Raw genomic sequence first — 22809 nt, 5'->3', positions numbered from 1 at the left:
CCATTAAAGCGGGATAAAATATTAAGTATTACCATTTCCTATGAATTTGCTACTTTATTAACATATTCAAAAGTGAATTATACTGTGTAAAAACAATCGTCTATTTTTGAAAATATAAGTTCTACACTCGTTCCCTTCCTCTTATCATTATTTGTTACAACTCTCACCATTTAAAAACAAAAAAAAGCCCTAATTTCTTTAGGACTGTTTTAAACTAATTTATTTACATTATTAATTTTATATACTATCTTTTTCCATGTTATACCTCTATCCGTTGTAGTAAATATTTCTTTTTTATTACACGCCCAACCTTTACGCCGATTAAAAAAATGTAAACAAAATACATTTTTCAACAATGAATTACTTGATACCTTTATCCATTTTGCTCCTTTTTTTATTATTTGATATACACTTCCATGTTCACTATTTATAACCCAGCCATAATAGGAACTAAAAAAAGAAACAGCCGCTTTACTAGTATTTATTGTTTTATTTGAAATATGCCACGAATTCCCCTTATCAAATGAGTAATTCATTAAAAATACATCATTATTCATTTTAGTTGGTATTACTAACAAGTTATTTTTATAGATTGCTTTATAAGCCATAGAAGTCTCATTATTACTTCCTTCAAGACTTGGAATATCTTTTATAGGCTTCCAATTTACCCCGCCATCTATTGTTTTAAATACCGCTGATGTTTCATATTGTTTGTGCAATGAAATAAATCCAACTAACTCGTTTATAAATGTTATTCCTGAAATACTATCACTAATACTTATATTTTTAATTACTTTCCATACTCTCCCTTTCGTTTTCATGTAGTATAAATTATGTTCAAATTTATTTGATGCAAGCTTTCTAGACAATACAATCCATATACTATCCATATTGGTGGCATGCAATTGTACTTGAACATCAGTCGATTTCTCCCACTCTTCTTCAATTGGTAATATAAACTCACTCCATCTTTCCCCTCTATTAACTGTATAAAATATAGCGGGCAATAAATCATCATTCGTTTTTGTTAAACCATATGCCCAAGAGCTTCGAGCATTTATTGGATATCCAAATAATATAATTGAATTTAGAGGATTAACAACTTCCCATTCTACTCCTCCGTTTCGAGTATATAAGATAGCTTGCTTTTTATTTGTATATTGAATACCAGCCCACCCAAATCTATCAGTTCGCATTTGTAAAGAAGTAAATTGAATATCATTATTTTCCAATATATCACCTCATTCTTATCATATATATATTCGTATGCTATTATTTTCAAAACGTTCTATCATTAGTTGTTAGTACCACTCGTTTTATCTACTATCTTTACACATTTACTTTCTCTTTTCCTCACCAACCAAATATCAATAAATAATGTATCAAATCTAATAAAGTTCCTTTTATTTTTTCATTCTCATTTCATAACGACTGTATTTCACAAAATTCTACTATAAAAAATGCACCCCAATTGTAAAACTATTTCTAACAATTAGAGTGCACTTTATATAAAATATAGCTTTAATTTTTAAGCACTTACTACAGCAGCAACTTTATCTAAACAAATAATAAACTGATTAATAAATGCGTCAATTTCCTCTTTCGTAATAATATACGGCGGAAGTAATCGAATAATATTCCCTTGTGTTACATCGACTAACATTCCTTTATTCATTAGCTCAATCTGTAATTTCTTCACATTTTCATACGTATCATTCAGACTAATTCCAAACATCATGCCAGCATGACGTACTTCCTGAATATAATAAGAATTTTCTTTCTGAATTTCTTGTAATTTATCATTTAAATATAGTGACGTTTCATACGCTTCTTGCATTAAACCATCGTCAATCAATGTGTTTAATACAGTTAACCCTAAAGCCGTTCCCATAGATGAATGAGCAAACGTTGTACCGTGATCTCCAGGTGCAAATACATCACATAACTTTTCACCTACAATAATTCCTCCTAGCGGTATCCCGCCTCCTGCTCCTTTACCAATTTGAATAATGTCCGGTGTAATATTAAAATTTTGATAAGCAAATAGTTTTCCCGTTCTACCCATACCACTTTGAACTTCATCAACGACAAGAAGTACATTATATTTTTCACATAAATATTGAATACCATGTAAATATTCACTTGATAAAGGATAAATCCCCCCACTTCCTAAAACAGGCTCTAGCATAATCGCAATTGGGTTCTCTTTAATAATGGTCTCTTCTAATTGGTCTATATTTTCGCGCTCTACTTCATATACAGGAATAGATGTTTTAGGGAAATTTTGATATACCTTTTCTTGTCTCGTAAAATGTAGTGCCCCTAACGTCCTCCCGTGAAAACTATCTTTTAACACAACTACTCCATCACGTTCTTCATTCGCAATAGTTCTATATTTATCAATTAATTTTAATGTCGTTTCTGTCGCTTCCGTACCAGAGTTTGTAAAAAAGACTTTTCCGCTTTTTAAAGTACACTCTACTAATTTCTTTGCATACTCAATTGCAACTGGGTTTAAGAAATGAAACGGTAAATGCAACGATTTCGCAACTTGCTCCATTGTCGTTTGTACAATTTTAGGATGATTGTATCCTAATACATTTACTCCTACGCCAGAAAATAAATCTAAATACTCTTTACCATCTACATCATATAGATTACATCCTTCTCCTCTTTCCATTGCAACCTCTGTACGACAATATGTAGACACCATATATTCTTTATCTAATTGAAACCAATCCGACATGTTAAATTCCTCCTAGTTATTTTTCCTTTTTTAACGTTCATTCTCTATATAATCGTTTATAAATTAAGTTTTAAGATTGAAATTTTAATAGTGGTTTTCTTCCACATTTTTATTAAAACGTGTGCTTTCTCTTCCCGATATTCATTTTTCCATAATTTCTTCTATTTCAACAGGTCCACTACATATGTGTTTTTTTCATCTAGCGGTATGTTACTGCTTTGAACTTTGCATGTCATACATAATTGGGACTATAAAATCATATTTAGTAACAATCGACGAAAAAATTTGGAGGCTATATCGATGAATGAAAAACATGATAAATATAAAAAAGATTTATTAGATGAAGACTTTAATAAACATCGAGAACTTACTGAACCAGCTAAATTCCACTCTCAAACAGTTGGTTTACGTGGCCCCGTACTAGAACAAGATAGTGTACTGCATGAGTCATTACAACAATTTATTCATGAAAAAATTTTAGAAAGGCCTGTTCATGTAAAAGGATTTGGTGCGTTCGGTTATTTTCAAACGATATATTCGATGTCTGAACATACTAAATTAAGTTTTTTACAAAATTCTAATGAGAAAGTTCCTGTTATGGTTCGATTTTCGTTAGCTGTTAGTACGAAAGGAACACCGGATACTGCTAGAAATGTACGCGGTTTTTCTACAAAATTTTATTCAAAAGAAGGAATTTTTGACCTTTTATGTAATCACATTCCTGTTTTTTCTGTTCGTGATCCAATGCGTTTCCCTGAAACGATTCAAGCATTATTGCCTTCACCTAAAAATAACTTAATAGACCCGAATAGATTTTGGAGTTTTGTCGCTAAAGCACCTGAATCGATTCATTTTGTTGTCCGTTTATACTCTAATAATGGTACGACCAAAAGTCTTCGCCACATTCCAGGACATAGTGTTAATACATATGTATGGAGAAATGCGGAAGGTAATCGAAAGTATGTAAAGTATCATTGGTACCCATTTGAAGGTGTACAATACATTACTAGTAAAGAAGCAATTAAATTAGCTGCTGAAAATCCTGATTATAGCGGGAAAGATTTATATGATGCTATTAAAAATGGTAAACCAGTGGAGTATGGTTTATACGTCCAGCTCATGGATCCGAAAGATGAAGCGCACCTATCTTATGATCCTTTAGATGACACAAAAGTATGGGATGAACAGACGTATCCTCTCATACCAGTCGGGAAAATGGTATTAAATAAAAATCCTGAAAATTTTATGGAACAAGTAGAAAAGGTCGCATTCTCTCCTTCTAATTTACTGGATGGTGCAGAACTATCAGATGATAAAATGCTGCAAGGGCGCGCTAACATTTACAGTGATTCACAAAGAAGAAGAATTGGTCCAGAATTTCGCAAATTAACGATTAACCAGCAGCAAGATTGGACACCTGCTAATCAAATTACAACCGGTGAAGGAAGGTACGTTGAAGGTAAACTTGAAAGAACTTCTATAACGAAACAGGATGACTTTACGCAGGCTGGTGAATTTTATACGAAGTTACAGCCGATAGAAAAAGAGCATCTCGCTGAAAACTTAGCTAGTGATTTAAAAGTTATATCCGATGATATCAGAAAGGTCGTTTTAGGGTATTTTCATAAAGTGTCTGCTGATTTAGCTGCAAAGATTGAGAGTGCGTTGCAAAAGATTTAAGCATATAAAAAACGTCATTTTAATGTTTAAAATAACGTTTTTTATAGAAAAATTACTAATAAAATTTATTGTCTCGTTTATAAATTATTAAAGATAGATTCTCCTGTAAGATTTTCGTTATTTCATTTTATATTATGATACTCATTTTTCTTTTTCATATAATCTTTTTCACATTGCAACGGCTTGAATTTCACTTTTTTCCCTTTCTTCTTTTTCGTTTTTATAACGAGCCATTCCCCTTTTTCAACGTCTAGTTTTAGGCGTTTCATTACATTGATATTATCTTTTTCTTTATAAAGTAAAAATGCTTCTTGCGCCCTCACAAATAGGCTGGGCTGTTCGCTAAATCCACCACTATCATAAATTTTAGTTAGCGAAGTATAATAAGAATCATTTTCCTTTCCACCATACATCAAATGAGCAGCCTCCAGATCTCTTTTACTTACTTCCCAAAAACTATGTTCATCAATATTTAAATTAAATGTGGATTTAATGTCCTGTATTATATTCTTCACATACTTTTCATCTCTAACTTTTCTTTCTTCGAGACAATCCGAAGATAACTCTGGTGCATCTGATTGGGAATGTACAACGTGTTGTATCGATACACACAGAATAAATACGCTTAAAATGTAAAATATTTTTTTCATATTTACATATCACCTCAAATGATTTAGATACTATATCATTTGAGGCTTACAATATTCTTATGCTAATAAAAGGAAAGATCCTATAAAATAAAATTTTTATAGGATCTTTCCTTTTATTATTGCTTTATCAAATTCACGGGCGAGGCAACTACCTTACTACTTTTCACATCATATAATCCTATAGGTGTTACTCGTACAAAAGGCAAGTGCGTCGCAGAAAAGAATAAAATTGTAAATGCTGGATCATCATACGCGTAGCCACGCTCTTGTAGTAATTTCACCATCTGTTTCTCTTCCTGTATTAATTCTCTCATTTTTAAATTAGACATAATCCCGAGCAATGGTAATGCTATTTCGTGTAACACTTCATTGTTTTCTGCTATGACCATTCCACCACCGAGCTCTTTTACTCTACGAAAAGCTGTAAGCATATCTTCTTTTCTTTTTCCTATAAGAATGATGTCACCTGTACCAGAATAAGAGCTAGCAAGCCCACCTAGTTCTTTTGCAAAACCTTTCACAGCTGTATTCACTTGCCAACCGCCATCACGAGCAATCATCATAAGGAAACATTCATCATGATCTGTGGACAATTCATCACAGTCTATATTGATTTCACTAGTGTATGGTTTTGTAATAACGTTATTTAATAAGTGTATCCCCGTTTTATTAGAGAAAATCATATCCTCTTTTTCTATTGACCAATCTAGTGATAATGGAGTTACTTTATGTTTACTCCAGTCTATATGTAATGCCTCATGTGTATTTACACCGTCACGCTTCACCCATTTCCCCTTTGCAATTACACTTATTGGAACCGGGTTTTCTTTACTTTCCAAAATATTAATATTAGCAATTCTACCTGTCGCAATTGAACCATGTAGATGTTCCATATTGTAATAACGAGCGATATTATAGCTTGCCATATGATAAGCATCTATTATTGGCACTCCTTGTTTTATCGCGGTAGCTATCATTACATTTGTCATTCCATTTTCATAGAACGAAGGATGTGAACCGTCTGTCGTAAGAATAAATCTATCAAACTGCTTTACTCCTAGTTCCAGCAATTCTTTCAGTAACACTTCTAAATCTGGACGGATTGAAGAATTTCTTAGGGAAACCGTGTAACCTTGCATAAGACGAGCAAAAGCTTCCTGTCCTGTCATCGCCTCATGATCACAATCTGTACCTAACAGTTTTAACTTTGCTAAAGTCGTTTCAGATGCTCCTGGAAAATGTCCTTCTACTTTTTTTTGTAATCGTTTCGTTTCCTGCACCCAATGTAGCATTTCATCATCGCCATGTAATAACTTTGGCCACGCTGTTAGCTCACCGCCTTGAAGAACTGCTTTATGCTTTAGCCACTCTATTATTTCTTCACAATTAAATAAAGATTCCCCGTTTTGCAATTCAGTCTGTCCATCAAAACGACACCACCAATACATACTTGCTGGAATCTTTTCAAATTCATCTAATAAACAAAATGCTTCTTCACGTTGTAATGTGAAAAATAAAGTTAAATTATCATTAATAAAAGTAGTCGTCCCAAATTGCATCGCATAATTCGCTAACGTTTCTGGATTATATAATTGATACGGATGTGCATGCGGTTCTATGTAACCGGGTACGACATACTTTCCTTCACAATCAATGACTTCGCATCCTTGTAGTTGCACTGGTAGTTTTTCTCCTACATAAATAATGCGATCATCATAGATCCAAATATGTGCTTGCATCCACTCGCGTATATAGGAATTTAAATAAGTTGCATTTTTCAATAAAATGTGTGGACTTCTTGTGCCGTCTATTACTTCAACATGTTCTCTTAATTGCTTGTTACTCCATCTAAACTGATTTTCTCCCAATGAATTTCACTCCACATCTAGTTACATTATTTATTAAAATAAAAATAATTAACAAACTAAAGTATTATCCATTCATAACTCCCCTGTATAACCCCTATCCCCTTCATTATATGGAATAATTGTAAAAATAACAATTTTCAGAATCAAAAACACACCTCTTTGCTCAACAATAAAAAAGGATGTCGTGTAACTGACATCCTTTTTATTGTTGAATTACACTTGATATCATACTAGGAATGCTAATACTGTCCTTTACAACAGAATGCTATTCGCTTTCTTTTCATCTATTTCTTAAATTCAATTTGCATCATTTTATTAAACTGCGGAACAATATCGACCCCACCTATAGAGTTGAGACTGATAGCCAATGTATGTTTGCCTCCAATTACTCCCCCAGCAAAAGTTGTAAATCCAGGAATTCCTCCTCCATGCCCCCAAACTGAAACACCGTTTGGAAGTTTAGTCTCATAGATTCCAAGACCGTATGCGTCACCAACCCCTTTTCCTTCTACAGGAACTGTAGTAAGCATTTCTTTTAGCTCGCGTTCCTTCAGTAACTTACCACCGAGTAAAGATGAAAAGAACTTATTTAAATCATCCGCATTAGAAATCATATCTCCAGCTGCATTAGCTAAACTCGGATTATAATAAGTAATATCTTTCAACTCGCCTGTTCCTTCCATTTTCACATATCCACGAGCATGATTCTTTCCTGGGATGACGGGTGAATTTCCCGGTAAAAACGTATTTGATAGGTCCAAAGGTTCAATAATTCGCTTTTCGATTTCTTCCGCATAACTATTTCCAGTTATTTTTTCAATAAGCATTCCTAGTATTACGTATCCTGTGTTTGAATACAACCAGTCTTTACCCGGCGAAAAATCTGGAGGCAGCGAAAGGCCTATTTTCACTATTTCTTCTGCTGTATACGTTTTTTTCGAATTCATTATGTCCGCGTCTTTTGACTTTAAGTATTCAGCGATACCACTCGTATGATTCAAAAGTTGTCGTATCGTAATTTGATTACCATCATACCCATTTCCTTGCACAAGACCCGGTAGCCACTTTTCAATTGGATCATCAAGTTGTAAGCGATTTTCTCCTACTAATTGAAGAATAGTCGTGGCAGTAAACGACTTCGTCACACTACCAATCCGAAAGCGATAATCCGAATTCATCGGTTTCTTTGTACTTAAGTCCGCCACGCCAGCAGTAAAACTACTAGTTTTTCCGTTATTAGACGCCTTAGCTAATATTCCTACAGCACCAAGCTGTACTGTTTCCTGCATTACTTGTTTCCAGCCATTACGATTCTTTTGATCATGTACTTGTGACGAACTAGAAATATTTTGAGTTGACTCTGCAGTCACAGTAAAACCAGGTGTGAATAGAGCAGTACCCGCTAATAAAACTGCAAAACTTGCTAACTTAATTGAATTACATTTTTTCATAAGGCTTTCTCTCCTCCATTAATATCGGATTGATTCAAGCTATACTTTCATCCTATATGATAAATCTCTCTTTTTTCTTATCCATTCCTTACGAAATACTTACTTTCAAAATTTGGCGACCAGATGAGAAAAAATTATGTATGGAAATAAAAAAAGAACGTGTTTTCATTTATAAACACGTTCTTTTAAGCACTCTATTAACTTTTACCATCCTGCACTAGCGTTCATACCATTTCCTATAATAGTAAGAAGTAGTGGCCACAGTACTGGTACTAACGTAAGAAATAGATTAAACAGTATAAGTATTCTATATCTTCCAGGAATATTATAATTTTTACGATTAACAAATAATACAAAAACTAACAATATTATGGTCGTTACAAACAAAAGTAACACTAACAACCAATACCAAACCATTAAACTGAGACTCCATGGCTGTAATAGCTCGTGTACAATACCAAAGGTGATTCCCAATACTGCAAAACTAAAGGTAGTAATTGTTGCTTTGATAAACAATTTACTCGTTTTTTTATCGTATGTATACTTACAATATAAATCTATTATCGTGTATAAAGATAAAAATGCCATTAATACACCTATCCAAGACAATAACCAGTCTCCGCCTCCTCTAACTACCATAAACAGAAACCAACACATCCCTGCTGCAGAAAAAATAAAGGAAAGGAGTATGTTTTTCAATACCGGTTTCATTCTGTTTTCACACCCTTACAAAAATTTAAAAATAAATAATAATTTCTTATTTACATGCTACTAGTAATTGTTTTATCTCTTTTTCATTCTATATTGATGTAGTGAAGATAACTCCACAAAAAATGTAACGAGCAATACTCTATTAAGACAACCCATTTCCATTAGTATTGATATAAAAAAGTAAGTATACATTACCATATAATTAAATAAAATTAATTATATGGTAATTTTATTTACTTATATTAATGTCACCCTTTACCGTCTCGCTCTATCCATCGTACAGTCTTCTCTACATCTAAATCCGTATACGTCTTTGCACCATAACGAACAGACTCATATATCGAAATAATATCTCTCGTTCTACAAATTCTCGTTAACCATTGTTGCATCGTTTCATAAGACCTTCTTTGTTCGTGAAATGGTAATGTTCTTTCCCATTCAACTAACGTTTTCCTTATCGTATCTTTAGGTAACGGCTGTTCAAACTGATGCTTCACTTTCTTGTTCTTTTCGGTTCTATCCGTATTTTCCTTTGTTATCGATTGTTTATCCTGTTCTATTTCTGATTTTGTTACCTTTTTCCTCATTAATTTATAAAAAGCATATAGAATAACTAATGCAATAATTACATAAAAAACGACACTAATCCATGCATTTGAAAGAACAGAAAACACATCAGTCCATGAATTTTTTCGTACAAAAAGTGGAATTTCCCTATATATTTTTGTTCTTGTATCTACAACTCCTATTTCTTCATCTATAATTCTTTCAGGTTCATCAAACTGTGCGTCTACACTAGTAAAATCATAATTTCTTTCCGATATTGTCTCCGTCTTACTAGAAAAAAGCCCATTTACTATGTCTTGTACATGCACAACACCTTGTGATAACGTTATCGCACTAACCGTAAAGAAAAGTAGTATTAATACTCTAACACTCCACAACTTTACTTTCACATGTCTCTCTTTATTAGCCATGACATAAACCCCTTCTTATTCTTTAATTACGACCCATTTATTCGTTCTACTGTATTTCCTTGGGGAAGTACCAAGAATTAAAGGAACCGCATCTAATTCCTTTCGCCGAAATCCAGCTGTGTAAAAATAAGAAGAAGTTATAGGTGTATCTTGATCCGATATTGAGGCAAGTACCTTTAATACATTTTGCAAATGTTTCCGGTTATCTCCATTTTTTATATGTAGCAAACCATTATCTTTCACACTATTAATCCATACTTCAAACGAACAGTTTTGCATAAGAAGTTGTTTACATATGCCTGCTGTTAATTCAATTAATTCTTCTATATCATTTCGCAATGAAACGCCACTTTTATTTTGCAAATTGAGATAAATCGCATATTTATCTGATTGTGTTCGCTCGTACTTTTTCGCAGTTATCGTCCCTGTTTTCGCCGTTGCACTCCAGTGGATGGAACGAAAATCTTCATTTTCATAAGACTTTACTCCCATTACTTTCGTTTCATCATATAAGGGTGAAGACATCGCTTTTCGAAATCCTCGTGACCATTCTTGTAATTCAGGAACTTGTATTTTCGGAACAGCTGGTAAGACTAAATAAGAGGGCGTATCAACTTGTTTATATGTTATATGGTTCGTTATAAATCCAAAGAGATCAGTAATAACAATTTCAACTTCTTCCCATTTCGCGATGCCTCTTTTTAACGCTACAGCTTGCAAATCAAATGAAACTGACTCCCTTCCTTTTAAATTAAAATTCATATAATAATTTGAACCTGTACTATGATTTTTGTTTATTTCATCATGATTCCAAGTTAGCTTATTTTCACATTTAAATCGAAATACGATATTAAGAATAGGAAATATCGACTTGTTTGAAATTTTCATTTTGCACATATTCGTTTCACCTATAAAAACGTTCGAATTCCCTTGACTGTATTCCCATTCAACACGAGATACTTTACGTATATATACATGCATAGCACCTATTAAAATTACATATAAAAATACGAGAGATAAAAACAGTAGATTACTTGAAAATACACTTAAAATAACGGCTACAACTGACATAACCCCCATTACGAAAGGCTCCGCTAAAGGTGTATACACAAGCTGTTGATTCATCGTACATTCTCCACTGGCACACTAATCGTATGAAGAATTTCTTTCATAATTTGTTCTTTCGTCGTTTTCATCTCTCCCTCAATCGTTAACGTTAAACGATGAGCACAAACGGATGCAGCGAGCGTCTTAATATCATCTGGCGTACAGTAATCTCTTTCATTTAATATTGCCCGTGCTTGAATTGCTCTCATAAATGCCAACGTTCCCCGAGGGCTTACACCAATTTCAATTAACTCATGGTTACGAGTTGCTTCAATAATTTCAAGGAGATAATCTTGCACATCATTCCCTACTAACACTTCTCTTGCACGCTTTTGCATCGTAATAATTTCTTCACTTGAAATAATAGAATGTAACGTTTCTAATGGATCATTCATTTGAAACCGATTCATCATTTCCTTTTCAGCTTCTCTCGTAGGATAACCTTGGCGTATTGTGAGTAAAAACCGGTCTAACTGAGCATCTGGTAACGGAAATGTGCCGGCTGATTCGAGTGGATTTTGCGTTGCTATAACTAAAAAAGGTTCTGGTAATGAATGTGTCTGTTTCGCAATTGTAACAGTACGCTCTTCCATAACCTCAAGTAACGAAGATTGTGTTCTCGGTACAGCTCGATTAATTTCATCCACTAATACGATATTTGCAAAAATAGGACCTAACCTCGTTTTAAAATCCGATTCCTTCACATCAAAATATTCAAGACCAATAACATCTCCAGGCAAAGTATCCGCTGTAAATTGTATTCTTTGAAATTTAGCGTCCACACTTTTAGCCAAGCTTTTCGCTAACGTTGTTTTTCCTGTCCCAGGTACATCTTCTAATAAAATATGCCCCCTTGCTATAAGAGCTATAGCTGCCAGTTCAATCGATTCATCTTTTCCTATAATAACTTTCGAAATATTATTAGTAATCTTCTTTAATGTACTCATATAGTATCTACCACCTTTAAATTATCTAAAAATTAAGAATATTTTTTCCAAATTATAACATGTAATTCGAAGATGAAATAGAGTGAAAATGAATCTTTTATTTTTTCTTCATTGCACGCAAAAAAGCACCTATTGTCGTATATTGACAATAAGGTGCTTAACTCACGTAATTTTCATATTGGGTATTTAACACCTTATATACATTCACTATCTTTCTATTTCACTCCAAATATCAATATCACTTTCATTTAAAATCGATTTAATTTCGTCTTTCTCAAAAACTACTAAATAATTATACGGTAAAGCTAGTACTTGAATAATTGCAGGTTTCATTTTTAATAATTCGTAGGCGTATATGGTCTCTAATTCTCCTGATACTTCTTCATTAATAGGACCTATATACCAACCCGAATCACCTTTATCACAACCACTAGATCTTTGTAAATAAAGCCCTTCTTGTCGCAACACATTTTTCGCTATCCCAACCTCTCTAGCTGCAGCAATATTGTCTTCCTGCTCTTGTAAGTTCAATTGTTGTTCTTGCAAAGTAAATTGTTTCATCTTGGTTTGCCAGCTTGTACTTCTATAATCTCTTGAGTTCGTCTCATTGTTTCTTTAAAGAATCGACATTGATTTCTATTAGATATCCTAAGTACACTCATACTCTCATCTGCCTCTTATTCTTGCAACCAATTTCGTGCCACTGATGAACACCCTTTACAGGTGTTAAAAACATAGAAAAACCTTGAAAAGCATATATGCCAATCAAGGTCTCAGTTTATATACCACCTATTATTTACATATTCCACTTTCCCATACTCTTTTTCCGTCAGTTAAAAACACTGCACTTGGCGGATCATCATAGAGAGAAATTTCAACCAATGAACTTTTTTCTTGTTTTAACCAATTATATACAGTACCTTCGTTTGTATTAGGTCGAGATAAAATATTATTTACTCTAAATACAGCTGCATCATATTCTGTATAATTTATATCATCCTCATCTAGTCCATTGTCTGTTTCAAAAACTGTATCTAGTTCTCCAATAATCCTCAATCCACTTTTCCATTCTAGTATCATGTCACTATGTTCATAATTTATTAATGTTCCAATTAAAGAATCGTACCCCATTTACATCCTCTTTTCTTATGATTTTTATGGCCTTGATGGTACTATATGAGCGCCATCTTTTCCATAATGGATCAACCCTTTAGTAGTCTCATGGTATTCACCAGTATTGCGGTCATAATATTTTCCTATTGGCTCACCAAAGTCTACTCTTTCTCTACCGTTTTTTAATAGTTCACCTTTCCCGGCGAACTTATCAAGCAATTCTTGCGCTATTTTATTATCGCCATAGAAAATGCTCTTATTTTTTCCATTTGCTAATTCTTGTTTATAGTTCGGTGTATCAGGAATATGCTTTTCTTGAGCTCCTGCTTTCACTTTTATTGGATAACCATTTACTTCACGGTATGGACCTTTAGGTACAGAATCTTTTCCATAAGAAGGTATTCGATTACTCGCACCCTTACCCCCACCAGAAGACTGAATTTTTTTGAATAGTACCCTTAGTATTTTGAATCGATTTATCCCATACAAATCCACCATGTGCAAAAAGACTAGCCCCAGCAGCTGTTGCTGCTATATCTAATGGAATAACAATTGGTGACGCTAACCCGCCAGTTCCTACTTCTGCCACGATAGTTAAGAAATTAGATCCGCCTATGAGCGAGATACCTTCAAACATTTCTACAATGGACCCGACTATTTAATAATATTGCCCTGTTTTTTTTAATGTTTTTTGACATTGAAAAACAAACTATATACCTGCAATTGAAGCCTATGTGCATATTCTGTTAGCTTTAATTCATAAAAATAATTTCTATAAATTTATAGCTTACCTTTCAATTAAAAAGCACTTATTGTCTCAAATAGACAACCAAATGCTTTAAGTTCATATGTTTTTAAGTAGCATAAATTTTTGCCCATTCCAAGTCTTTAATATTCGTCGTACAGTAAAATGTCATCTCGCCTAAGCTCGTAATTCTTTTTCTATTCTCTCATTGCACACAGTACTCCACGATGGTACAACCATCATGATCTATGAATTTCAAGAAAGTATCATTATATCCCATGGTTCTATGCTTAAGCACACCAACTATTCCTTTAATTTAAGGATTTTCTATATAACTTTCTGCAATATCAATATCATTTGTCATTTCTAATTCTGGAAATTTCCCATCTAATTTTCTTAAGCAATTAATTAGTTCTTTACTTTGTATAATTTCTACTATATCTTCCAAAACTTCACTTATCCAATATAACTCTTCTTTACTACAGTTCTCTAAATATCTTATAGTATTTTCCTCATTTTCTGAGAGAACTTCTATTATTTCATTCCAACTTTTTTGTATCCCATAGTCATCATTCAAATTTAATTTTTTTCTTTCATTTAATATAACTTCCATTTTATTTGCTATATCCATATTAATCCTCCAAACTCTATCTACGGTTGTTTAGTCGCATCTGGAAAAATAGTCCCTATCTCTCCATTTGTTTTTATAACTCCAACCCTAACCCCATTATACTCTGCAAAAATAGCCACACCATTTTCTGTATTCGCAAATCCGGGCAATTCAGCAATCTTAGCACCTGCTGCTGTAATATCAGACTCTGTCCAGCTTTCTGGAAACCATGATTGATTGGAACCTGTTCTTTTTGCTTTCACCTTGTGTCCAGGCACATTACCTACCCTAACACCATTTTCGTATACTTTATTTATATTATAATCTACATTATTTTTTTCTAAAAATTCAATATTACTTTGTCCATGTCCTCCACCCTTCATTTTTGAAATATCTCCTGTTTTAGGATGTGTTGTAAAGTCACCTACATTTGAATGTTTAATGCTACTTTCGGGTATATTAACCTTGTTAGCCCGACTAGTTCCATTACTGAATCCACCTTCTTTAGACTTCGCAAACTTATAATAAGCTTCTATTAATTCGCCTTGAGGTATTTTGGTTACAATAGTTCCACCAACACTAGAGAGTGCATAGGAAGCCTCTCTCTTAAATGATTGTAACATTTCAAGCGTAGGCTTCAATTCTTTTGCTAGTTTTACTGCATTAGCAAATGTACTTAATCCACTTGATGCTTTTGCTCCTTTTGTGATATGGCCTATTGAAGATTTAATTACATCATTCAATTAATTTCTATATACAGATATAAATAGAAGGTGATAACAATATGTTTATGAATTTACTAACATCCAATTAGATATTATGGATATTTAGATAAAAAAATCCAGTGATAATTCATAATTCGTCTGCATTTCAACATCTCGTACATATTTCCTAATTAGCTCTTACATCTAGCTCACTGGATCCATTACCAACATTACCCTTATACCTACTTTAATACAAACTAAAAAATCCACAGTGTTAAAATTTATCACTGTGGATTCCAACATTTATTTTTCTTGGCAATGCACCATATCATAAGGGTAATATGAACTATCTTTCAAGGTTGAATCATCTAATTTTAAAATTTTAGCGATTGCTCCACTTTCAAAACTCCAGTAACCACTATAAATGTCATGTTTATTTTCATGTGCATCGTACCATGCTTCTTCTAAATGTCCCTTATACCAATACTCCTTTATATATTTCTCTAAATTTTTTATAGAATTCTCTTGTGAAATTTTATTACTCTCAATTACTTCTTTTAATTTGAAATATGGATATTTTACATAAAACTCACTTTGCTCATAAAAATCTGATGGCTCACTATTTCTAAAAGCAATAAAATAATTAATCAGATAATCATTTAATCCTTCTTTCCTTACCATTGCTATTAGTCTATTAAATTCTTTATCTTCAACATTTAGCATTACTGCTATAGATATCATCCATAACATACGTATATATCCACTTTCTTTATTCCACACTTTTTCCATTATATTTATTACTTCAGGTAAAAAATCACGAATAGTTTGGATAGAACAACCCGCAGAGTACATTGCCCTTAATTTATTAAAATAATACCCTTGTAACGCTATATATCCATTCTTTACACCTTTATCATCTTTGCCTCTTCCCTCAATAACCTTTTCAACCAATAATAAAAACTTTTCTATTCTCTTTTCCTCATAATTGATAAATTTGTTAAAATATATATCATTTTTGATTTTATCCCTTAGCATAATTTCTTTTCCACCTTTTATACTTCAAGAATTTTCTTCACAATCGTTCCGTCAGGCATAACTTGAATAACAATTCTTTGAACATTTTCTGGATTCAGCAACATCTCTTCCACAATTTCATCTGCTTTTTCTTTTGACAAAGTACTATCTAACCTTTCACTTCCAAGAATCCAATCTTCACTCATTTGCTTACCATCATTTGTTTTTCCTAATTTGGATGTGTTATACTTAGCCTCCGCTATCACATACTTAGGTGGCGGAGATGAATTTTCATATACAGCATCTATTCCCTTAACAATTTTTTGATCTAATGTTAATACACAATCATCACTAATTCTAGTATATGTTTGACTTTCAAAAAAGTCATCCATCTTCATTTCACCATAATTTCCTTTACGCTTCGTTGTTTTTAAAGCTACTTCGCCACTTTCTACTGATTCTATTACCGTACGTTGTTGTGCTCTAGCTGCTTCTAATGTTTGGGCTACTTTTCCAGATTCCTTAGCTATTTCACTAGTTTTACCCGTACCCTTACCACCATCTTTAGACTTCGCAAACTTATAATAAGCTTCTATTAATTCGCCTTGATGTATTTTGGTTACAATAGTTCCACTAACACTAGAGAATGCATAGGAAGCATTTCTCTTAAATGATTGTAACATTTCAAGGGTAGGCTTCAATTCTTTTGCTAGTTTTTCTGCATTAGCAAATGTACTTACTCCACTTGATGTCTTTGCGATATGACCGATTTTATTTAGCGCCTTTAACTTATTTACTTCTCCTACATAATATATACACTCTGAAATACTCTACTTAATTTACAGAACCATTCGTAAACACAAAAATAGTGGCAGTTGGATTCTCCAAACTACCACTATTTTTAACCTCTTAATTCATTAAATTCCGTATAAATTAGTTTTTCAACATTACTCATGATACACAATGTTTTAATTTGCTTATTATAGAACTTCCTCTACATCGACACTCTCAATCTTCACTTCATACATATTTGGGATGTTTGCTTCTTTTGGTACCCATGCATAATAATTTTGATCATTCTCTAACATAAATTGAACTAACTTTGTTTCTGAAACATTCCAGAAATTTTTAAGATTATCGATGTAGTCCTCTAAATCTTCTTTATAGTCCAATTGTAATATATAATCTCTTACCGTCAGAGCAAACACAATTAAACTTCCTAATAGATTTTTTTGCTCATTTTCTTCTTCATACTCTTGTGGTAAGAACCACACTTGACCTATTCCTATCGTTTTTTTGTATTTTTCATAAAAACTACTATCGTCCATATTATCATAGTCATGGATCAATTCATTGACCAATGAATGCCATTTTGGCGGAATAATGTTTTCCAATGCAGGATTATGTTCAATTCCTTCTACTATATCCTCGATTTCTTCTGTCTCATCTTCATAGTGATATTCACTTAGGTCTATATGCTTAAATTTCATTTCATTTTTATAATGTGCCAAATCATATGGATAATGATTATTATCTTTTAAACTTGTATCATCAAGTTCGAGTATCTTTACTATTGCAGCTGTCTCAAAGCTCCAATACCCTACATATCCAGGTTCTTTATGCGCATTTTTCCATTCATAATCATAATGGCCTTTAAACCATTCTTTCTCCATGTACGTTTGTAATCTTTTAGATGCTTCTTTTTTATCTGTTTGTGCAAGTTCTATAATCTCTCTCGTTTTTGCATATGGATTTTCTTTATAATATCTGTTCGTCATTTTTGTGTATCCGATATCACTAGCGCATAAGAGGAAATCGATTACTGCGTCATTCATATTTTTTTTATCAACTATCTTTTTTAATCTTTCTATATTCTTTTTATCCGTTTCTAACAAAATTCCTAAGGAAATCATCCAAATCAGACTTAAATATCCAATTTCCCTACTTCCTGTATTCTCTAAATCATAAATTGCATTATGAAAATCTTCTTCTATTACACTAACATCTTCCCCTAAAGAATACTTTGCCCTAATATCCTCCATCTCATATCTAAAATTGGCTAGATATGTCCCTTCTATAATACTCTTATTATCTTTAGAATATCTTTGAATTCCATTTTTAGTATCTTCTTCTAAACTTTTAATATCTTCTCTATTTTCCTCTATAAACTCTTTATGATATTCAATTCCTTCTCTACACTTTTCTTCTATACATAAATAATCTCTCATACCATTCAATTCCTCCTAGCTTCTAAATTATGGCCATTCTCCAACGATGTTACCCTTTGCATCTATTCTATAAGTTTTAACGTTCCCAGTACTATCAACTTTTGATAGTACTCTTTCCACTTCACCTTTTTTCAATGCATTCGTAATTTTTATTGATAATTTCATATCTCCATCAACAGCCTTCAATATCCTACTTTTTCGCGTCTTCGCACCATTCAACCAATCATTTGACATTTGTCGTCCATCTTTAGTTTTCCCCAATTGTGAACTACCAAACTTAGCTTCATCTATAACGTATTTGATCTTTGATTCTGCATTTGCATTTTCGTATAATCCATCAATTCCTTTTACTATTTTATCATTTATGCCAGATGGTGCACTTTTTCCGACTGGCTTTAACTCAAATCCAGCTTCTTTTAAACTTTGATTATTCAATAAATTGTCACTAGATTTTATTTCACCATAATTACCTTTTTGTTTATTTGTAGCTGTTTTTGCATCAAAATTTTCTACATTTGTGTTTTTGCTACTGCTAGGTTTACCGTTAGCCGTATCCTAAGTATCATCCTTAGCCCCTTTAACTCAATCAATTTCTTCCTAAAGCTTTGAAATCTTACTTTGAGTATAGGCTTTCGTGTCTTTACGACTTAGGGTGATTGCCTCTTCAAATATTAACTACTATAATTACAAGTAAATTAAAACAAACTTAAAAGGAATGAATTCTTTACTATACAGAATTCATTCCTCACTAGTTGCTTAAAATATTTATCTAACTCTTTAGTTTCAATTCACATTCAATGTCCCCTAAACATACATTAAATTTAAATTTTCCCTCCATATTTTTAAATTCCTAAAAATGATGGAAAGCTAGCATACCCTGCAAGCTTATGCTGAATACCACTCTTCCGTAGAAAAATTATCAGCATTTGAATTTCCTTCTAACTCCCATTCGCTAATAAAATTAATTATTTCTCCTAAAATTAGATTTATATCATGATTTTTTATAATCAAACCTCTATGATTATTCCAAGTCAAATCAATTTCGATATTTATATTCAACTCATCCTCACATTTACTTAAAAAGTCATTCATTACTAAGGTAAAACATAAATTTACAAAATTATCAGAAACCCAAATTACGGATGAATCATCATTAACCTTCTCTATTCTAAATCTTAAATTATTGTATGCAATCCACTTTATATTACCTTGTATTTTTTCTTCTTTCATAATTATTTTCCTCCCATACTATGAAATAATCCTGTCAAGACATCCATTGCTGGATTTGTTTTTAAACTGCCATATATCACATCTTCCCATGAACCATACTTTTTATAAAGTTGTTCAGGTGTAGGTCCTTCTGCCCTGCCATATTCAAGAATATTTCTTTCTTTCATTGCATTCAATCCATCTAAATTATTAGATTTTATATACGTTTCCATTCTTCCTTGATTTCGCTCTTCGACTTTCAATCTAGCAATTTCCTCCATAGATAGCCCATCATTTTGAAGATTTTTAATATCTTGTTCTAGTTGTATTCTTTTTTGTTGTATTTTTTCATGATACTTTATTCTTTCGCTTCTTGCATAAGCAACTTCATCACCATTTGTCCAGTCTACCCCAAACTTATTTAAGGCAGATTCCTTCTTAGGTGAATATCCATATACAGCTTCAGTATTTCCCTCAATCTCCTTTGCTATCTTAGGATTATCTAATGGATTTCGAAGTTTAGAATTTATTTCTCTTCTGGTACCACCAGCCTCGACTATATCATCAAGATAATTGCTTACAGTTTTACCCGTACCCTTACCACCATCTTTAGACTTCGCAAACTTATAATAAGCTTCTATCAATTCACCTTGTGGTATTTTGGTTATAATAGTTCCACCAACATTAGAGAATGCATAGGAAGCCTCTTTCTTAAATGATTGTAACATTTCAAGCGTAGGCTTCAATTCTTTTGCTAGTTTTACTGCATTAGCAAATGTACTTACTCCACTTGATGCCTTTGCTCCTTTTGTGATATGGCCTACTTTATTTAGTGCCCTATCGCCTAATATTGTGGTAGCTATTTGTGTTAATCCATAGGTAGTCAATTCTGTACGACTCTCTGCATCTCCCTCTATCATATCTCGTTTTATTTTATTTGAAAATGCATGCCACATATTTTTTGCAGTTTCATCCAAATGGAAAAGTGCATAGGTTACATTAATAAAAGTTCCTATGTCCATATTACTTAAAGCTATTGCGGACTCGATTTCATCACCAACAGCTTTCCCCGATCCTCTTTGAATAGCTTCCCACATCTTTTTCGCTGTTTCAAACGTGCTAACTATACCGTCTGCCGCATCGTCCCAAGCATTTCTAACCGGAGATTTCTTCTCAATTATGTTATTTGTTTCTATATCTTTAATTGACTGATCATTTTTTCGAGCTGTTTCTTCTATAATCCCCTGAATCGAACTCACCCAATCCATATTCAACCCTTGTGTACTAAACGTACCACTCACAGGACTAAATCCTTTCCCACTTTGCACTTCAGCGAGTCCGGCTGTGATGCTAGCTGCTAATTGGAGAGCGGCGCTGTAGTTGTTGCTGGATGAATGATTGAATTCATATAAATGCTCTAGTTTTTCTTCCAGTTTTTTTCTCATTGCACCTAATACCATTACAATTGCACCTACTCCGGGCATTGGTGTAAGTACTTCTATTGCTTCTATACTTGTAATCGATTGATTAATTCCCCTTATTTGTTCTCTTATTTCTTGTTCAATCACATCTGTCGAAGCAACTTTCGCTTGGAACTCATTTGGAAATGCTTCATTTTGGCGAATTAATTCTTCACATAAGCATATGATTCCTTGCGCTAATGGCCGAAATGTTTGGACAAGGTAGGCTTTTGCACTACTGTATGTTTGTCCTTGTAATACTGTGTCTATCGCAAAGGCATCAATAGATTGAATGGCTTGTTCCATACTTTGAATCGTAGCATTACATATAGCGTTCATACTTTGAGTTTGACTTTGTACTTCTCCCAAATACATGTTTAAACTCATGTATTGGCCTCCCTTTGTAGTTGCTGCTGTTCATAGGAAAGGTTGTTTTCTTTCTCACTGAGATGCCGTTTTTCTTTAAGCAACGTCTCTTTTTCGTTTTCTAATTCGAATGTAAGTTTTCTTTCATACTGCCCGATCTCTTGCCGCATATTCGTAAAAAAGTGAAATGCTTCTTTGTCACCATACCAAGTTTCTAGTATTCGGTTAAATAAACGATTACTTCTATTTTTCCATTCATGAAAACTAGCCTCAGCTCGTTCTTGATTTTGCAGCGCGATTCGGTTTTCATTTTGTTCTTCAAATATAATTCGTAATTTTTGATTACATTGATTGATTCTCGTTTCAATTCCTTGACTCATCTTTTCTCCCTACCTTTTCCCCTTTACGTAGGTTGTTACATTATTGAAAAGTCTTTTGAAGTCCTGTATCCATTTTCTCAAATTCATTTGCTACGGAATGGATATTATCAATTGTTTGTTGAAAAGCAGTACAAAATTGTTTCGTGATCTGTAAATTTTGTTGATTTGCTTCTTGTGCTTGGAAGTTCACAGATAGTGTAGTACGCGTTGCCTTATTTATAGAGCGACTAGTAGCACTTTGCATTCTATCTGAAGCAGTTCTCATTTTCGTTGCAAGTTGTGTTGCCGTATGCAAATTACTTTGAAATTCTCCCATTACTTACTCCCCTCTACCTTTTATTTACAAGAAAATTATAACACGGAAAAATATCCCAATAAACCGAATGTTCGAATTTAACATACAATTCACCACAGTTACTGAGGATACGAGCAACGCTTATCTATCAACATAACTGAGTCCAAGATGGATTCTACTTATACAAAAAAGATGACTTCAGCCATATGCTAAAGTCATCTTTTTCTACCTTATTATTTTACTAACTCTCCATTATAAGCTTTTATATTAAGCGGAGCAGTTAAAAACTGTGCTGCTTTACTAACGAAAGATGTGAAGTGTTCACTCGTATTATGACTCGCAACTGCTGCTTCATCTTTCCATACTTCTACCATCGTATAAACACTTTCTTTTTCTGTATCTTTATATAAGTCATAAGATACATTTCCACTTTCTTCTCTTGAACCGTGAATGAGTGGCTGAATTTCTTCTAAAAATACTTGTTGTTTCGCTGGATCTACTTGAAATATTGCGTGAATAATAATCATGGTGTTTCCCCTCTCATCTTT

The 22809-nt window shown here is 33.0% G+C and carries 21 protein-coding genes and 3 pseudogenes; 1 reads left to right on the top strand and 23 read right to left on the bottom strand.

The genetic code is table 11. The features are described 5' to 3' along the window. Positions 1-209: 209 nt before the first annotated feature. Both F3I02_RS03715 and F3I02_RS03710 read right to left on the bottom strand, forming a co-directional pair. On the bottom strand, positions 210-1232 hold the full coding sequence (locus tag F3I02_RS03715) for a hypothetical protein (protein WP_196477638.1): 1023 nt from the start codon (positions 1230-1232) through the stop codon (positions 210-212). A gap of 296 nt (positions 1233-1528) precedes the next feature. Next, a complete protein-coding gene (locus F3I02_RS03710; RefSeq protein WP_001286511.1) occupies positions 1529-2746 on the bottom strand; it encodes an aspartate aminotransferase family protein in 1218 nt (405 codons plus the stop codon). A 300-nt stretch (positions 2747-3046) separates the two neighbouring features. Between F3I02_RS03710 and F3I02_RS03705 the strand changes: the two genes are divergently transcribed. Beyond that, on the top strand, positions 3047-4426 hold the full coding sequence (locus F3I02_RS03705) for a catalase (protein ID WP_001003074.1): 1380 nt from the start codon (positions 3047-3049) through the stop codon (positions 4424-4426). 122 nt (positions 4427-4548) lie between these two features. Here the strand turns inward: F3I02_RS03705 and F3I02_RS03700 are convergent, their stop codons facing one another. The 21 genes and pseudogenes from F3I02_RS03700 to F3I02_RS03595 form a co-directional block, all read right to left on the bottom strand. Continuing rightward, the gene (locus F3I02_RS03700; protein ID WP_000719377.1) at positions 4549-5076 is read right to left on the bottom strand and encodes a hypothetical protein; all 528 of its coding nucleotides are present in this window, start codon (positions 5074-5076) and stop codon (positions 4549-4551) included. A gap of 116 nt (positions 5077-5192) precedes the next feature. Continuing rightward, positions 5193-6944, bottom strand: a complete 1752-nt coding sequence (locus F3I02_RS03695) for an adenine deaminase (protein WP_196477637.1) — start codon at positions 6942-6944, stop codon at positions 5193-5195. A gap of 284 nt (positions 6945-7228) precedes the next feature. Further along, positions 7229-8395, bottom strand: a complete 1167-nt coding sequence (locus F3I02_RS03690) for a serine hydrolase domain-containing protein (protein WP_000710631.1) — start codon at positions 8393-8395, stop codon at positions 7229-7231. 204 nt (positions 8396-8599) lie between these two features. Further along, complete coding sequence (locus tag F3I02_RS03685) at positions 8600-9106, bottom strand: DUF3902 family protein (protein WP_000805745.1); 507 nt, start codon at positions 9104-9106, stop codon at positions 8600-8602. Between the two features lie 248 nt (positions 9107-9354). Continuing rightward, entirely contained in the window at positions 9355-10083 is a 729-nt protein-coding gene (locus tag F3I02_RS03680; RefSeq protein ID WP_196477636.1) for a signal peptidase II, read from the bottom strand. A 15-nt stretch (positions 10084-10098) separates the two neighbouring features. Continuing rightward, positions 10099-11208, bottom strand: a complete 1110-nt coding sequence (locus F3I02_RS03675; RefSeq protein WP_001075945.1) for a DUF58 domain-containing protein — start codon at positions 11206-11208, stop codon at positions 10099-10101. Beyond that, a complete protein-coding gene (locus F3I02_RS03670) occupies positions 11205-12137 on the bottom strand; it encodes an AAA family ATPase (RefSeq protein WP_000105661.1) in 933 nt (310 codons plus the stop codon). The genes F3I02_RS03675 and F3I02_RS03670 overlap by 4 nt, the downstream gene beginning before the upstream one ends. 207 nt (positions 12138-12344) lie before the next feature. Continuing rightward, positions 12345-12698, bottom strand: a complete 354-nt coding sequence (locus F3I02_RS03665; RefSeq protein WP_196477635.1) for an immunity protein Imm33 domain-containing protein — start codon at positions 12696-12698, stop codon at positions 12345-12347. 231 nt (positions 12699-12929) lie between these two features. Further along, complete coding sequence (locus F3I02_RS03660; RefSeq protein ID WP_074594862.1) at positions 12930-13268, bottom strand: hypothetical protein; 339 nt, start codon at positions 13266-13268, stop codon at positions 12930-12932. Between the two features lie 24 nt (positions 13269-13292). After that, a pseudogene (locus F3I02_RS03655) lies at positions 13293-13908 on the bottom strand (polymorphic toxin type 50 domain-containing protein); the annotation flags it as partial. A 403-nt stretch (positions 13909-14311) separates the two neighbouring features. Then, positions 14312-14626 carry a hypothetical protein gene (locus F3I02_RS03650; protein WP_000350220.1) on the bottom strand — a complete coding sequence of 105 codons (315 nt, stop codon included), beginning with the start codon at positions 14624-14626 and terminating at the stop codon, positions 14312-14314. Between the two features lie 20 nt (positions 14627-14646). Continuing rightward, a pseudogene (locus F3I02_RS33775) lies at positions 14647-15324 on the bottom strand (EndoU domain-containing protein); the annotation flags it as partial. A gap of 288 nt (positions 15325-15612) precedes the next feature. After that, entirely contained in the window at positions 15613-16344 is a 732-nt protein-coding gene (locus tag F3I02_RS03635; protein WP_196477634.1) for a PoNe immunity protein domain-containing protein, read from the bottom strand. A 17-nt stretch (positions 16345-16361) separates the two neighbouring features. Continuing rightward, the gene (locus F3I02_RS03630; RefSeq protein WP_196477633.1) at positions 16362-17006 is read right to left on the bottom strand and encodes a hypothetical protein; all 645 of its coding nucleotides are present in this window, start codon (positions 17004-17006) and stop codon (positions 16362-16364) included. Between the two features lie 297 nt (positions 17007-17303). Next, on the bottom strand, positions 17304-18551 hold the full coding sequence (locus tag F3I02_RS03625; protein WP_196477632.1) for a PoNi-like cognate immunity protein: 1248 nt from the start codon (positions 18549-18551) through the stop codon (positions 17304-17306). 27 nt (positions 18552-18578) lie between these two features. Then, a pseudogene (locus tag F3I02_RS03620) lies at positions 18579-19106 on the bottom strand (hypothetical protein); the annotation flags it as partial. Positions 19107-19436: 330 nt separating this feature from the next. Beyond that, a complete protein-coding gene (locus F3I02_RS03615; RefSeq protein ID WP_000656836.1) occupies positions 19437-19781 on the bottom strand; it encodes a hypothetical protein in 345 nt (114 codons plus the stop codon). 2 nt (positions 19782-19783) lie between these two features. Then, positions 19784-21607, bottom strand: a complete 1824-nt coding sequence (locus F3I02_RS03610) for an LXG domain-containing protein (RefSeq protein WP_196477631.1) — start codon at positions 21605-21607, stop codon at positions 19784-19786. Further along, the gene (locus F3I02_RS03605) at positions 21604-21966 is read right to left on the bottom strand and encodes a DUF3958 family protein (protein WP_000077521.1); all 363 of its coding nucleotides are present in this window, start codon (positions 21964-21966) and stop codon (positions 21604-21606) included. The genes F3I02_RS03610 and F3I02_RS03605 overlap by 4 nt, the downstream gene beginning before the upstream one ends. A 40-nt stretch (positions 21967-22006) precedes the next feature. Beyond that, positions 22007-22282, bottom strand: a complete 276-nt coding sequence (locus tag F3I02_RS03600; RefSeq protein WP_151522182.1) for a TIGR04197 family type VII secretion effector — start codon at positions 22280-22282, stop codon at positions 22007-22009. 212 nt (positions 22283-22494) lie between these two features. Continuing rightward, positions 22495-22788, bottom strand: coding sequence for a putative quinol monooxygenase (locus F3I02_RS03595; protein ID WP_196477630.1), 294 nt, complete (start codon positions 22786-22788; stop codon positions 22495-22497). Between the last annotated feature and the right edge of the window lie 21 nt (positions 22789-22809).

It is taken from the genome of Bacillus sp. SRB3LM, from assembly GCF_015712745.1.
In the GTDB taxonomy this organism is placed as follows: Bacteria; Bacillota; Bacilli; order Bacillales; family Bacillaceae_G; genus Bacillus_A; species Bacillus_A thuringiensis_K.
The sequence above is the reverse complement of the archived record's forward strand: the minus strand, read 5'-3'. Positions and strand labels throughout refer to the sequence as shown.

Coding starts and splice junctions, on each gene's coding strand:
- F3I02_RS03710 (WP_001286511.1), bottom strand. CDS start 2,746: ATGTCGGATTGGTTTCAATTAGATAAAGAATATATGGTGTCTACATAT.
- F3I02_RS03705 (WP_001003074.1), top strand. CDS start 3,047: ATGAATGAAAAACATGATAAATATAAAAAAGATTTATTAGATGAAGAC.
- F3I02_RS03700 (WP_000719377.1), bottom strand. CDS start 5,076: ATGAAAAAAATATTTTACATTTTAAGCGTATTTATTCTGTGTGTATCG.
- F3I02_RS03690 (WP_000710631.1), bottom strand. CDS start 8,395: ATGAAAAAATGTAATTCAATTAAGTTAGCAAGTTTTGCAGTTTTATTA.
- F3I02_RS03685 (WP_000805745.1), bottom strand. CDS start 9,106: ATGAAACCGGTATTGAAAAACATACTCCTTTCCTTTATTTTTTCTGCA.
- F3I02_RS03680 (WP_196477636.1), bottom strand. CDS start 10,083: ATGGCTAATAAAGAGAGACATGTGAAAGTAAAGTTGTGGAGTGTTAGA.
- F3I02_RS03675 (WP_001075945.1), bottom strand. CDS start 11,208: ATGAATCAACAGCTTGTGTATACACCTTTAGCGGAGCCTTTCGTAATG.
- F3I02_RS03670 (WP_000105661.1), bottom strand. CDS start 12,137: ATGAGTACATTAAAGAAGATTACTAATAATATTTCGAAAGTTATTATA.
- F3I02_RS03665 (WP_196477635.1), bottom strand. CDS start 12,698: ATGAAACAATTTACTTTGCAAGAACAACAATTGAACTTACAAGAGCAG.
- F3I02_RS03660 (WP_074594862.1), bottom strand. CDS start 13,268: ATGGGGTACGATTCTTTAATTGGAACATTAATAAATTATGAACATAGT.
- F3I02_RS03650 (WP_000350220.1), bottom strand. CDS start 14,626: ATGGATATAGCAAATAAAATGGAAGTTATATTAAATGAAAGAAAAAAA.
- F3I02_RS03635 (WP_196477634.1), bottom strand. CDS start 16,344: ATGCTAAGGGATAAAATCAAAAATGATATATATTTTAACAAATTTATC.
- F3I02_RS03630 (WP_196477633.1), bottom strand. CDS start 17,006: ATGTTACAATCATTTAAGAGAAATGCTTCCTATGCATTCTCTAGTGTT.
- F3I02_RS03625 (WP_196477632.1), bottom strand. CDS start 18,551: ATGAGAGATTATTTATGTATAGAAGAAAAGTGTAGAGAAGGAATTGAA.
- F3I02_RS03615 (WP_000656836.1), bottom strand. CDS start 19,781: ATGAAAGAAGAAAAAATACAAGGTAATATAAAGTGGATTGCATACAAT.
- F3I02_RS03610 (WP_196477631.1), bottom strand. CDS start 21,607: ATGAGTTTAAACATGTATTTGGGAGAAGTACAAAGTCAAACTCAAAGT.
- F3I02_RS03605 (WP_000077521.1), bottom strand. CDS start 21,966: ATGAGTCAAGGAATTGAAACGAGAATCAATCAATGTAATCAAAAATTA.
- F3I02_RS03600 (WP_151522182.1), bottom strand. CDS start 22,282: ATGGGAGAATTTCAAAGTAATTTGCATACGGCAACACAACTTGCAACG.
- F3I02_RS03595 (WP_196477630.1), bottom strand. CDS start 22,788: ATGATTATTATTCACGCAATATTTCAAGTAGATCCAGCGAAACAACAA.